Source organism: Sphingomonas sp. R86521, assembly GCF_042466235.1.
Taxonomy (GTDB): Bacteria; Pseudomonadota; Alphaproteobacteria; order Sphingomonadales; family Sphingomonadaceae; genus Sphingomonas.
In genome coordinates, this window is record NZ_JAXHBY010000001.1 from 300,663 (window position 1) to 313,907 (window position 13,245).

12 protein-coding genes are annotated in these 13,245 nt (G+C 62.6%); 10 read left to right on the forward strand and 2 right to left on the reverse strand.

Going from position 1 to position 13,245, the window contains the following annotated elements; translation table 11 throughout:
- Genes SJY20_RS01505 through SJY20_RS01520 form a run of 4 tightly spaced genes read left to right on the forward strand, consistent with a single transcriptional unit; the run spans nucleotide 1 to nucleotide 6,600 of the window.
- Nucleotides 1-528, forward strand: coding sequence for a hypothetical protein (locus SJY20_RS01505; protein WP_380784840.1), 528 nt, complete (start codon nucleotides 1-3; stop codon nucleotides 526-528).
- 10 nt (nucleotides 529-538) lie between these two features.
- A complete protein-coding gene (locus tag SJY20_RS01510; protein ID WP_380784841.1) occupies nucleotides 539-2,140 on the forward strand; it encodes a hypothetical protein in 1,602 nt (533 codons plus the stop codon).
- Between the two features lie 2 nt (nucleotides 2,141-2,142).
- Nucleotides 2,143-5,697, forward strand: coding sequence for a hypothetical protein (locus SJY20_RS01515; RefSeq protein ID WP_380784842.1), 3,555 nt, complete (start codon nucleotides 2,143-2,145; stop codon nucleotides 5,695-5,697).
- 36 nt (nucleotides 5,698-5,733) lie between these two features.
- Nucleotides 5,734-6,600: a hypothetical protein gene (locus SJY20_RS01520; protein WP_380784843.1), complete on the forward strand. Its 867-nt coding sequence runs from the start codon at nucleotides 5,734-5,736 to the stop codon at nucleotides 6,598-6,600.
- 278 nt (nucleotides 6,601-6,878) lie between these two features.
- Here SJY20_RS01520 and SJY20_RS01525 read toward each other — a convergent pair whose 3' ends face one another.
- Complete coding sequence (locus SJY20_RS01525; RefSeq protein ID WP_380784844.1) at nucleotides 6,879-8,090, reverse strand: zinc ribbon domain-containing protein; 1,212 nt, start codon at nucleotides 8,088-8,090, stop codon at nucleotides 6,879-6,881.
- Nucleotides 8,087-8,497 (reverse strand): surface-adhesin E family protein, encoded by a 411-nt coding sequence (locus tag SJY20_RS01530; protein ID WP_380784845.1) that lies wholly within the window; start codon nucleotides 8,495-8,497, stop codon nucleotides 8,087-8,089. The genes SJY20_RS01525 and SJY20_RS01530 overlap by 4 nt, the downstream gene beginning before the upstream one ends.
- Before the next feature lie 207 nt (nucleotides 8,498-8,704).
- On the opposite strand from SJY20_RS01530, the gene SJY20_RS01535 reads away from it, so the two are divergent.
- The 6 genes from SJY20_RS01535 to SJY20_RS01560 all read left to right on the forward strand — a co-directional run bounded on the left by SJY20_RS01535 (nucleotide 8,705) and on the right by SJY20_RS01560 (nucleotide 13,242).
- Nucleotides 8,705-8,833 (forward strand): hypothetical protein, encoded by a 129-nt coding sequence (locus tag SJY20_RS01535; RefSeq protein ID WP_380784846.1) that lies wholly within the window; start codon nucleotides 8,705-8,707, stop codon nucleotides 8,831-8,833.
- A gap of 483 nt (nucleotides 8,834-9,316) precedes the next feature.
- Nucleotides 9,317-9,721, forward strand: a complete 405-nt coding sequence (locus SJY20_RS01540) for a hypothetical protein (protein WP_380784847.1) — start codon at nucleotides 9,317-9,319, stop codon at nucleotides 9,719-9,721.
- 163 nt (nucleotides 9,722-9,884) lie between these two features.
- Nucleotides 9,885-10,349, forward strand: a complete 465-nt coding sequence (locus SJY20_RS01545) for a hypothetical protein (RefSeq protein WP_380784848.1) — start codon at nucleotides 9,885-9,887, stop codon at nucleotides 10,347-10,349.
- The gene (locus tag SJY20_RS01550; RefSeq protein ID WP_380784849.1) at nucleotides 10,346-11,533 is read left to right on the forward strand and encodes a hypothetical protein; all 1,188 of its coding nucleotides are present in this window, start codon (nucleotides 10,346-10,348) and stop codon (nucleotides 11,531-11,533) included. The genes SJY20_RS01545 and SJY20_RS01550 overlap by 4 nt, the downstream gene beginning before the upstream one ends.
- A gap of 55 nt (nucleotides 11,534-11,588) precedes the next feature.
- The gene (locus tag SJY20_RS01555; protein WP_380784850.1) at nucleotides 11,589-12,053 is read left to right on the forward strand and encodes a hypothetical protein; all 465 of its coding nucleotides are present in this window, start codon (nucleotides 11,589-11,591) and stop codon (nucleotides 12,051-12,053) included.
- Nucleotides 12,054-12,159: 106 nt separating this feature from the next.
- Complete coding sequence (locus SJY20_RS01560) at nucleotides 12,160-13,242, forward strand: CHAT domain-containing protein (protein WP_380784851.1); 1,083 nt, start codon at nucleotides 12,160-12,162, stop codon at nucleotides 13,240-13,242.
- Nucleotides 13,243-13,245 lie beyond the last annotated feature (3 nt).

Consider the following 13,245-nt stretch of genomic DNA (forward strand, 5'->3'; position numbering starts at 1 on the left):
TTGTCATCCAATCTACCCACACGCATCCTTGGCGTTCTTGGCATCCACGCGGCCCTGGGGGGAGTCTACTGGGCGATCATCAAGTTCGGATTCGCGAATCAGAATGCTCTGGCGCCCGATCTGATCGATCGCCTCGACGGGGACCCGGCCCATGTGGCCGCGTACGTCGACGACATGAGCAAACAGGCCCTGTTGGCCGGGTTCGGTGGGCTTCTGGTCGCAGCCGTCCTTGCCTGCATCTGGCTGGTGCTCATCGACCGAAGCCCCCCTTACGGGGACAAGTCGGCACGCGCCAAGCGCGGATCATGGGCCGGGCTGATGATCGTCGCGGTGCTCGTCTCCATCGCATGGTTCTGGATCAAGATGATCGGCGCTCCGATCGCGGTACTGCTGGCACCGAGCGTCCCGCTGAACGCTTCGGGCATCGCCTTCGTGCTGCTCGTCCTCGGCTACTGGCTGAGCACGGCGCTCTTCGCGCCCGCCAGCACCAAGGTCGCCGTTCCCGGCGGCAGCCTGTTCGGCGGCTGAAGGACCACACATGGCAATCAACATTCTGATCGGCATCGGCGGGACCGGCGCCAAGATCGTCGAGTCAGCGCTGTATCTGCTTTCCGCTGGCGTGGGACCGAGGCCGAAGGTCATCATCGGGCTGGTCGATCAGGACAACAGCAACGGCAACGTGGTCAGGACCGAGCAGCTTCTGCAGCTCCTCATAAGTCTCCGAAGCCATTTCGCCGCCGGCAAGGTCAACCGGATAGATTGGAACTCCAGCGACGAAGACGGCGGGTCCAACCTCTTCGGCATCGACCTCGAACCACTTTTTTCGGGAACGGCGCACTGGCGGCCGGCTCCGGACAACATGCCGACGCTCCGTCACGTCATGCAGCATCAGGACATGCCTGACGACGAACGCGCTCTGTTCAATCTTCTGTTCCGAGGCGATGGCGCAGCGCCGAGCGATGCCGAGCAGACCATGGACCTCGCGGAAGGCTACCGCGGTCGTGCGCATGTCGGCGCGGCCGCGCTCGTCTCCGCGATAAACCACGATCAGCCCGAGTTTCTCGACCGCCTGATAGAGCTCATGCAGGCGAGCGCCGGCGGGGAGGAGATCCGGATCTTCATGGCCGGTTCGCTGTTCGGCGGTACGGGCGCGGCCGGCTTTCCGACCATCGCGCGTATGCTCCACAAGCTGCGCGGCGGCGACAACCAGCAGCGCATCCAAGGGGACAAGGTCCACATCGGCGGAGCGCTCATGCTCCCCTACTTCCGCTTCGGTCCGCCCGACGACGCCAGCGCGAACGTCATTACGTCGGCCCAGCTCCTGCCGCAGGCACGCGTCGCAATCGATTTCTACCAGAGCCTGCTTCAGCAGGAGAAGGTGTTCGATCGCCTGTACGTGTCCGGTTGGGAGCGGATGTTCGACCTCGGCTATCATAAGCCCGGTCGAGGCGAGCAGCGAAACCCCGCTCTGCTTCCCGAACTCGTAGCAGCGCTCGCGGCGATGGACTTCTTCACGTTGGATGTCGATAAGCTGCCCGCAAGTGCTCCGCTCGTGGCTGGGCGAGGCGACGCGTCAACGATCGGTTGGGCCGATCTTCCCGCGCACGAATCCCTGAAGCGGTCGCTATACGATCGTCTGGGTGGCACGCTCCGCTTCGCTCTGTGGTGGCGCTATCGCGTCGAGCCGTCCATCGACGACCGGAACATCTTCGGTTCCATCAAGGCGGGATGGCTGAAGAAGCTCGCCGGCGACACGAACTGGCAGGTGGACACTCCAGAAGCGCGCAAGGACATCATGAAGTACGTGGACTCGCTCCTGCACTGGGCGTCGTCCATCCGGTTGTTCAGCGAAGGCACCATAGGTTCGTTCTCGCTGTGGAACGGAGAGCGCCTGCTGGCTGTGTCCGACCGCCGCAAACCAACCGATCCTGTCGTCCTGAACGCTGGCCGATCGGAAGAGGAATCGTACGCCGATCTCGACGCGATGCTGTACGCGGACGATCGGAACGCTCCGCCCGTCGGAGCGACCGTCGTCTTCAAGGATCTGAGCGAAAAGGTCGCCACCGGCCAGAGCCAAGGACTTGGGCGGCTTGTCGCCGCCGTGCACCGCGCGGCGCGCCCATTTCGCGACGGAAACTAATTATGCCGAACGAACCAATCCTGCTGCTTACTCCGCTGCGCAAGAGCGGCCACAACTTCAAGGACGCCACGTCGCCCGGGAAATGGCAGCCGATCAGCGGAACGTTGGGCGAACTCGGCAATGCACTCGATGTGGACGAGCGGGCGAGGGTCGACGTCGTCCGTTCGACGCCGGATCCCTGGTCTCAAGCGCGAAGCTTCGCCACGGCCGTCCTCAACCCCGCGGGCCCCCCGAGCCCGCTGGTCGATCAATGGCGGGGTCTCATCGCCCTGTTCGCGCTCAGCGTGTACTACGAGGACACCTACAAGCTCGAACTGATCCCGGTGCCGCTCGGCGATCGGCGGTCGCGCTTCGCCAGCGTCATGACGCATCTTTTGCCGCAAGCCAGTCTGGCCGCGGCGACCGGCGACGTCAGCCACGGCTGGGATCGGCCGGTGATCCTTCGTCTCTACGAGCTCGACGGTGATCGCCGACAGCTCGGAGTCGGTCGAGATCTCGGAATCCTGAATCCAGCAAGTCTGGTCGCCGCCGGACGGGATGGCGATACAATCAGGGTTTCAGGCATTCCGTGGATGCGGAACGGCCTGATGGACCCGACCAAGCTCGCCGACAACGATGCGCTGCCGCCCACCGCACTCCACATGATCGCTGAATACCTCCAGCGACTCGACGACGGCCTTGCGGCCCTGTGCGCGGGACGAGGCAGAGCAGATCAGCAGGACCTCCTCAAGAACCTCCGCGGGCGGCTGCAGTCGTTCCGGGACGACTGTCGGGATCCGAAGCATCACGAGGGCATCGAACGTCAGCCGAGTGCGATCGAGCCCGGCGAACCGTGGGGAGAAGGCCACCCCCGGCTTTATCAGCTTCTGGCGAGCCCGGTACGTTCGAAGGCGCCCGAGCCGGGAGATTCCGACTGCATCATTCGCCTACGGGACGATCTGGGCGAGATGCCGCCGTTCAAGGGCTTTGTGCTGCTCGATCCGGCCCTCGCGACGCCGGAACGTCCGGCTTCCCGGATCAGTTTCTGGGGGGCAAAGATGCTGCACCAGGTCCTGTCCGGCCCACTATCGGAACGTCAGGCGCTCCGCGAGACTATCGCCAAGGCCGGCTATCTGCTCATCGAACCCGACGATCTGCTGACGCAGGTCCTCGTCACCCTCGACGATGACGAACGGCCCGCTCGCATATCGTCCCACCCGGAGGGGCTTCACAATTGTCTTCTCCCCTTGTCACCTCTCGCCCTGCTGCTTCGCAGGCCGGAAGAGCTGGCTTCGGGCATGACGATCAATCGTGATGCCAAGGTCTCTCTCGCTCTCACCGTCGGCGGGCGACCACATGCGATCGTTCGTCGCTACGCCGAACATCCACAGGGCAGCGAGGGTAGGCTGTTGCGCGAAGTCGACTGGGGCCTCGGCGACTTTGCAATCTGGCCCAACTTCCGGAGCGATCTCTGGCGGCACTACTGCGCGCGGATCGACTATTCCACGAACAGCCTGAACCGGCTGCGCGGCCGGTTCGCAATGTCCGGTCGACTTCTGAGCGACTTCCTGCGCGACGCCCAGGCGCCCGATCGCCGTGCCGAACGAATCGCCCCTTGGGCGGACAGCACGCCGCTCGACAACCGAGGAAGCGCGGCGACTCTGGACCGCATCCCGGAATTCGGGTCCCGCAAGTACTCCGGGCATGGAATGACACGCCTCCGAGCGAGCAACTCCGGAGGACGTTCATCCGAAGTCCAGATCTCAGCGATCCCGTACGAAGCGACGTTCTTTTCCGTCGCGGTTAACCCGGACCAACCGCCGTATCCCGCGGGACTGAGCCTTCTCCGCATAACGGAAGTCATCAATCCGAACGATCAGACCGCCGTCGCCGCGATCGACTTCGGTACGACGAACACGGTCGCCTGTCTGAACGATCCCGTACCCTTGAAACTCGCGGCACGCATCGTCCACCCCGTCGAGCCTGCGAGCGACCGGACATCAGCGGTCCTGTCGTCCGAGCTCAATCAGAAGTTCCGCGACTTTCTGCCCGCGGACGACCGCATACTTCCGAGTCCGACGGTCATCATCGGCCGACCGCTGGACACGCCAGGTCGTGAACTGCTGGATGCGGACGGCGCCCTCAACGACTCGCTGCTGATCCGACATCTGATGTACTTTCAGCCCGACTTCGCTGAAGACGGCACCATCAGCGCGATCCCGATCAAGGAATGGTCGGCTCTGCTCAACAACATCAAGTACAACTTGAAATGGTCCAGCACGCCCGAAATGCGGGATGCGGCGCGGCGGTTCCTGCGCCAGCTGATGCTGATGATCGCGTGCGAATGGGCGGCGACCGGCGGCGACCCCGCCAAACTGAAATGGCACTTCTCGCGGCCCAAGGACATGGGCGACGACGCCGACTTCCTCCGACAGCTCCGGCTGGCGCTTGCGGACGTCGTAGCAGCACCCGCGGCGGACGCCGTTCAGCCCATCAAGTACGAAGGCGATGCCGCCGCCGCCTACATCCTCGACGAGAAGACGAAGGCGCAGGGTACGAGGGGAGCGGTCAACATCATTTTGGATATCGGCGGGGGCACCACCGACATCGCAATATGGGACAACGGAAAGCCGATAAAGCAGCTGCTCTCCACATCCATGCGGTTGGCTGGTGGGGACTTCTTCACCGATCACATCATGCGCAATCCCGAGATCCTTGAAGACTTCGGTCTCAAGGCATGGTCGAACGTCATCCAGCAGCTCAACAAGGAATCGGATGCCGGGCTGCAGGCGAACATCCACTACATCGGCGAGCTGCTGTTCAGCGGAAAGACGCTCGACAACGCGATAGAACGCGAGTGGAGCCGAGTCAGCGGCACCGACAACGTACGCTCTTTGAAGGAGACCTCCTATCTCTTCCTCGGCGGTCTGGCCTGGTTCGTAGGTAGGCTGCTACGCAACCTCATACGCGACGGCCAGCTTCCGAAGGCTGCGCTGAACGACGTCGCCGTAGCATTCTGCGGGCGTGGCTCCGGCCTTTTCGTCCGCCTGCACGGATCGGACCCTCGAGCGCAGACCGAGATCAGCAGACTGATGCTTCTGATCGCCGCTGCGGCAGGAGAGGCGCGTCCGTCGTACCCGCAGGTCCAGGTGTCTCCTTTTCCGAAGATCGAAGTCGCGGCCGGGATGATCATCGCGGCAAGGGACGAGAAGGGCCCCAAGGCGAAGCCAATGTCCGGGCCGGACGCGGGCGTAGACTTCGGCGACGAACTTGGCTCGGCGCCGGCGGAACTTCCGGCATCGACGGAGGACCAGGTGTACTCGGCATTGCCGCTCGACATCGGCATCGAAGACCTCGACCCGTTCCTCAAGTCGTTCTCGCGGGTCTCCGGATTCAATGTCGCGATCGATGACAACCAGCGCGCCAAGTTGATAAACGGTGTCGCTGACATTGATCGTGAAGACGAACGGGACGGCCGACCTCGGCAGTCGGAGTTCTCGGCCGTTCTGAAGGCACTGGTAGGGCTGATACGGCTTCGTCCGCAGGAAAGCATGCGTCCCAAGACGATTTGGAAATGAACGGATGGCGATGATCATCGCGTCTAGGGAAGACAAATGGATACTCTGAACATCATCGTGCTGATCGTGGCAGGCCTCAGTCTCGCGCTGATCGTCGTCGCGCTGGTACAGATCAACTCGCTGAGCAACGAACTGACCAAGATCGACGAACGGTCACGCAAGGCGCCACGCGGACCCGAACAGGGCGGATCCGGAGATCGGATCATGGCGACACTCGTCAACCTTTCCGATCAGATGCGCCGCATCGATCTTGGCGTCGAAGCATTGAAACGGCAGGCCGTACGTCCACCCGTCCGATCTGCCGTCGAGCCGGCCCCGGAAGCCGTCAAGCCGGCTTCCATTCCTACTGAGGCTATCAGGGACCCGCTATCGCCCGTTGCCGCTGAGCGGATTTCCGCAGTCCGTTCGCCATCCTACGACGACAGCGCCGTGCCCTTTCGTGCGGCAGCCGCATCGCGAGCGGATGCTTCCTGGAACGGTTCACGATCCGAAGATCAGAACACGCATCCACGCGACGAGATGCTGGACGAATATCGTGCACTCATCGCTCAGCCGCGCAAGACGGACATCAAGCGTTGGATCGATGAGCGGGGCGGAGAGGTATGCGAAGCCACCGAGGACGGTGGGTTCCAGCCGCTCGGCCGCGATTCCAGTGGCCTGCTCGTCCTGCTGCGCACCAGCGAACATACCGCGGTGGTTCTCCCCGGAAGCCGCATGATCGTGGACTTCCCGACCGACTACGCGAACGCGATTAGTCTTCGATCGGTGACACGTCAGTCGTTCGATCTCGTCGAGGACGGCAGCGGCGTTCTCCGCCTTCTCGAGCCTGCTCGAGCGGAACTTCGCGGCGGCACATGGCGACTGACGCAGCCCGGCCGTCTAGCGGGCCTTAAGCCGGATTGAGCATGCCGGGGGCTGGGCTCCGGCGGAACGTAGCCCTCGGGGGATCGGCGTCCGCTGGTACGACGGTACGACAGCCGTGCGCCTCACTGCTTCGCGAACGTTCGGCTTCGTCAGCCAGGGAACGTATCGGGCGGGACCAGCCCTGGATACCGGTCCAGTTCTTCGCCGATCGTCGAACCGAACTTCGATCGTTGCACCATCCGCAGATACGGGTTCCTGATCGAGACATGCCGGAAGCCGCAGCCGGAGTCTCGCGATGCCTTCGAAGCACGACGGCCTCAGTAGGCAGGTGCCGGCTCCGCTTCGACGTCCCCTTCCGTAGCGGTCGCATCCGGGGGCGACCATCCGGCGGCGACGTAGCCATGTTCCTTGAGGAACGCGAGCAGCGCCTCCGGATAGCTCTTGTAGACGATCCGGGACGATTCTGGACAAGCCGCCTTAGTTCGGATCGAGCACCCGGTCGGGAACTCCCAGTCCTGATCCGCCGCATATGCGCTAACCATGTCGGCCCAGGCCTCGTTAAGCCGGCCGACCCGCGCGGCCGAGGCCACGAAGGCCGGACACGAGCCGTTTCGATCCATTCCGTCGGTCGCGGTCCGGCACGTTTCGCCCGCCTTCTCCATCTCCTCGACGTAGAGCCGCCGGAAAGCCGGACGTCGCGAGACGTCCACGACGCGGCCCCCGGTGACGTTGAAGATCTCGGGGGGCGCGGCGCTCATGGCATAGGGTGCGAAGGCGTACAGGAACGCGTTGTCCCGTTCGACGAAATCCACCAAGCCGTCGCCTGACAGATCCGTAGGCGCGGCCATCTCGTCACCGTCCCAGGAACCAAGATCGACGATCTTCAGCCGGCCGCCCGAGATGCCCGCCAGCTGGACGTGATTGCAGCAGTGAGCGCCGCCGCTGAAGCTCTGCAGCATCACTACCGGAGGCGCTCCGGCGATGTTGCGGACAGAGGAGATTCGGTGCGTATAGGAGCTCGAGACGGATTCGCCCGTCATCGTGACGCTTTCGTCGCCTCTGGATACGGTGACCAGCGGCGCGACCGTGTCGTCTTCGGTCCTGCCACTCACCCTCACCGTCAAGTCGCCGACCATCCGCACCGTCTCTGCGGGGGCTTGGTCCGCCGTCCATTCCAGACTCTCCCCTACCTGCAGCGCAGGTCCAGCCGGAGCGACGACGATCGTCGGCTGGGCTTTCTCGAGCTTCTGAACGGGAGTGCTCGGCACCGCCGTCTTGTCGATCTTCGGGGACATCGCCCACCCCAGTACGGCCACCAGGGCGAGCGCGACCAGAGCGCCGACGATGGCGAGAGACCGGCGCGGCTGGTGAGAACGTCGAAACGCGACGGCTTCCGGAACTTCGGTGGCGGACGCCTCCTTCTTCGCCAGGCTCACGCCGCCGAACTCGTGACCGCAGTAGCGGCACACCTGCGCGGCGGCCTTAACGCGTTCCGCACATCGCGGACACGGCTTCGTACCGCCGATCACTGGCCTGCTTCTCCTGGACATACCGATTTGGCCACGTCCTCTCCGATCGTCTCGGGCGTGATCGGATTGTAGCCGATGCCGTAGTCCGTGTTGGTACGGCTGGAGATCGTCTTACCATAGGAATCGTACTTGTTCTCGACGAGCGTGCGGATCGTGGATGCCGAGCAGTCGATGCTGAGCAAGGTCATCGATGAACGCGCACGCTCGGTCCGATCCCGGCTGTGATCGCCTTTCAACCATACCTGTCGGCGTCCGCTCACCGTTCGGACACGGTCCGGATCGATGGAATAGACGGTTCCGTCGCTGGCCGACGTCAACGGGCTCCATTCGGCGTGTGTCGCAGTAGCGACATTCATGGCGATCGCAGCTGCGGCTGCGGCGCCGAGCCGCATATTCAATGACTTCACGATCTCAGATTCCCCCGCGTCGGTCCCTGAGCTTAGGTATCGCCATTGGCGTTCTCCGCAAGCGTGAAGATGTCATGGCGGGTCGAGGCATGTCGCAGACGATTAGACATGAGGAAAATAGATGACGGAAGTCGAAGTGATCTCGAGCCGGGCCGAGCGCGATTCGCTTGAAAGTCGGGAGAACCGTGCCGCCGTCTGTTCGACGAGATGGCACGAAACATCGGTCGCGAAGCGGTGAACCACCTCAAGACCATGTATCCGGCCGCGCTGGCGGCCGTGCCGAAGGGAGCCGAGACCTCTCTGACCAACCACATCCGCAACGACATCAACTGGTGAATGCGCCCTCTGCTCCTCGCGATGATCGCGGTGCACAGGCAATGGGAGGAGGAGCGAACCGGAGGGCCCGGATGACCAAGTCGGGCGAACCCCCAACGCGGATCGCCCACAGCCGAGAATGAACATGGAGCCGAAGATGCGGGCGGCCGTCGGCTCCGCGAGACGGTGAGCCCACGTTACGGAAGTCGGCCGTCTCCGTCGTGGGTATGCGGCGCTGATACGAGCGAAGGCCGATCTCGACGGGAGAGATGCCCCATGAGGTGTCCTGGTCTTGGACGATCCTCGGCCGTTCCGCCGGACGTGGTTTCGAATGCGACGTCGTACCGAGGCCGGCGTCTCTAAGAACGTCGGATGTCGGTCTCCCCGGCCTTCTCTTCTCCTCGTTCCTCATCCGCCTTCAGGCCTCGAAACGCGGATGTTCGACCTCATGAACGTCCGCCACACGAAGCAGGCGTCCCGCCCTCGAAATCACGGAAAAACGACATGGACATAGGGATTCCCGCGGAATCGCTGCGCATCTGCAGAGAAAGCATTGGATCGGTCGAACTGAACGGGCAGCGCATCGTCCGGAGCTTCTCACAGCCTTTCTGCGCCGAACCAGCCGCCGTGGCGGCGTCGATCTCTCCGAGCGATGCGGTCATCATGGCTCAGACCATTCTCGCCACACTGGTGACGATGGCAAGGGACTTCGACCCCGCGGCCCGTGTGAGCCTCACGTCTTCGCTTCGCCGTGCTGCCGATGAACGCGAGCTCGGCCAAGCCGTGGAACGGTCCTTCAGGTCGGCATGCGCCGGCAGCATCTTGTCGGTCGACAGGAGTGCGGTGCCCGATGCGTGGGCGGGACTGCTGCGGTACCTTCTCGCGGGTATCGGGAACAGGCAGGACTGACATCCTCCTTAGGGCACTTCTCGATGGTGAAGCATCCGTCAAAACGGCCATCATGACGCAGCATCTCCCGACGGATTCCGGGAGGTAGATGCATCGGCATCGGTAGCAACTGCTTCGGCCCGCCCTTCTTCCCAGCAGGACGTTCGCGTAGATCCGTTGCCGAATGCATCGCGAGTTCGCGATGGCGCATCAGGAGAAGACGTTGCGGTATCTGCGCGGTGGTAACGGGGGCCGACTCTACGGAACGACCAGCTTGGGGCGGGAGTATCTCTGCGCGAGCAGGCATCGCGATTGGAAGCATCCGGACAAATCAACTTGGCTGCAATCGATCGTAGAGCAGGACGAAAGCGACTTCTACGAGGCAAGCGAGAATGCCGGGTGGAACGTGGACGGCGTCCACTGGTGGACTTCGAAGGACTCCACGCTCAAGCTCGGTACAGCGAATCAGCGGCTCGCCTTCTTCCCCAAACCTACGAACACTACTGACCCTGCGCACGGCTACCCCGTAACCACCTATCGCAACAAGGACTATACCGTACCGGAAAGCATCATTCAGAAATGGGAAACGGGTAACAATCCTCACGTTAATACGCGAATAGCGAAAAAGTTGAGGTTGAAGCAGATATGATCACGAAAAGAATGGTGTTGGAGGGCGACTATGTCGAGGCGTTCCTCTATTTCGACTTCCTGTGGTTGTTCGACAACGACGGCGGAGTCTACGCGTTCGACTTGGAGACCTACATCGAAAAGGAGCTGAACGGGTCCGGCAGCGCTGCGCGCAAACTGTTCGCGCGGAATGACGAAATGGTGAAGCTCTCGGGCAGGCCCTACGGATCTCTTCAGACGCCCGACGTCCAGAACCTCGTCGCCAGCGACGCCCCAATCGTCGTATCGGTGCAGGACGTCCTCAAATATTCGATATTCGTCGATGCCGGAACAGTGCTCAATCGACCGTTGGACGTTCGAATGTACAACGGTCATGCATTCGTCAGCGTGCCTGGCGGCTTGGCTCTGTTCGAAGCCTTCGGTCGGGAGGATACCTCGTCTGTCAGCATGGGTTCGGCGCGGAGCGGGATGAAGACGAAGGCAGAACGGGTCTTCGACTCGGGTACTCCTCTTCAGATCCAGTGCCGACTAGGCGCGTTGAGCCTCTCGTGCGGTGGAGAAGGCCTGTACGGGGGCGTCGGAGCACTGACCCAGGGCTGGTGGAGACCCGAACTGAATCGCGTCGCCGACGTCTCGTTCGGCTGCGAGGTGGCGCGCGCCGGGATCAGCAGCATTCCCGAGGCCGCGGGCCTCGAGCTCAGATCCGTCGAGACGGTGGTCGTGCCGGCAACGTCTGGCCGACGTCGCAAGGACGAGGCGGTCGAACCCGTCGCCATCATGAAGATCGCCGCGAACGTCGACGAAGAGGCCAGTCGGCAGTTCGAGGAAATCATCGCGACAGCCTCCACTTCGAACGTGCTCGCCGAGCAGACATTCCTCAGCACGACGAGTGCCTATACGTCGTTCTCGGACGGAAGGATGGTCAGAACGGCTTTGACCAAACAGAACGCCTTCGGTCACGCCAGATGGGATGGCGTCTGGTTTCCGGCACCGGAAGGCGAGGTGATCGCCATGACCACTACTGCGGGCAAGATGATCGCCGAGACGCACGAGGATGTACAGATTCTGGATCAGGAGAAATGGGTGCGACTGTTCGGCGAGCCCGTACTCAGGGTTCGTGGATATCCGAACTCCAAATGGTATCGTCAGCTGGTGACGATCGTCGGTGAGGGCCAAGCAGAACTCGTCTTCTTATGCGACGACTGATGACGGTCGGCCGCACCGCCCTCGTCGCACGCGGCAAAGGAAGAACGGAAACACGATGATCCTCTATCACTTCACGAGCCGGGAAGCGGTGGAAAGCATCATGGCGGAAAGATTGAATCGGGGGGAGGCCCCGATCAACGACCATCGCGTCGAAAAGGCCGTGAACCTCACTACGGACAAGAGCCCCAAAGGGCACGGTCTCGACCTCGGAGGGCATGTCGTCATTGAGGAGGAATCCAAAGCCTACTCAGCCAATCGCTTTGACATACCCGCCGGGACCGTCTTCGTGGAAAAGCGCGCGGTACGGATCACGCTGAAGCTGCCGTCGTCGAATCCACGCCTGACGACGTGGCGGTCGTGGTCACGCAAGCATTGCAAGGACGGTTATGCGGAACGCCTGGAGAAGGCAGCGGAAACCTGTAGAAGCAAGGCGAAGACCTGGTGGCTCTACTTCGGAACGATACCCCCGAGTGCCTTCTTGAACATCGAATTCCTCGACGTCCAAACCGGCCAAGGCTGAGACGCCTGTCAGCTCGACCTAGACACCGTCCGCCGTCTATGGCTGATCAGATCGGATCCATGCATGCACCCAGCGCCCTCGATCTCATGACGACCAGGTCTCCCCGTTGAGCAAGAAGAAGACCGCCAGGATCGATCTCATCGTTCATCGGGTCGGTGAGGACATGATCCATTCCGCCCGCACGGACTTCAACGTCGCGCACGCCGTGAACACCACGAAGGCAGTGCTCTCCAGTCTCGGAGTGGCGCGCGGGGTCGTGGAGTCGACGCTCATCGATACACGGTCGATGAGCAACGCGGATCTCGAGGGCTTCGGAAAGGATCTTGCGGCCGCGTTGCTGTCGGGGGAGGTGACCGGTCTCTACAGCAAGACCGCAAGCGGCTGCCGCATCCAGCTGGGCATCTGCGTCGATGACCCGCTGCTGAAGACCGTGCCTTGGGAATTCATGTTCTGGCCCGACCTGCAGACCGCACCGCATCCTCACCGTTGCGTCGCGCGTCTGGTCCCCGGAACCGACATCAAACCTCTCCCGCCCCTCAAACTCACCTCAGGCGGCAGAGTCCTGCTCGCGGTCGCGGCCCCGACCAATCAACCGAACGTCGACTGGATCGAGACGGAGGCGGACATGAAGCGCATCTTCGCGGCGAACACGAACGATACGGACCTCAAGTCGATCGACTTCCGGCTCGTCGAAGCGGCTACGGCGGATGCTCTGCGAAAGGCAGTACAGAATTTCGATCCTCACATCGTCCACTTCATCGGACACGGGCGTCCGGACGGGCTCTGGTTCCTCAAGCATCGTTCGAACGCCGGAAGCGTCGTACCGACCAGCATGTTGAGGAACGTCCTGGCGTCGGACTCCACGCGGCTCGTCGTTCTGTCGGCGTGCGACACGGCGAACGTCGGCACCGACATCGCGCCCCTGATCCCGCTTGCGGAGCGTCTCGTCCGAGGAGGCATTCCGGCTGTGGTAGCCAACCAGATGCCGATGTCGTTGCGATCGGTCGCCACGTTCTGCGCCGCGCTGTATTCGGATCTGCTGCAGGAGGGTGACGTGGACTGGGCCGTCAACAATGGCAGGATCGCGGTCGGCGTAGCATATGCGAACGTGAACGCCGCAACCGTCGAGTGGGGTGTGCCCGTGCTCTATCGCCGGCCCGGGTGCAGTCAGCTTTTCACGGCAGGATGAAAT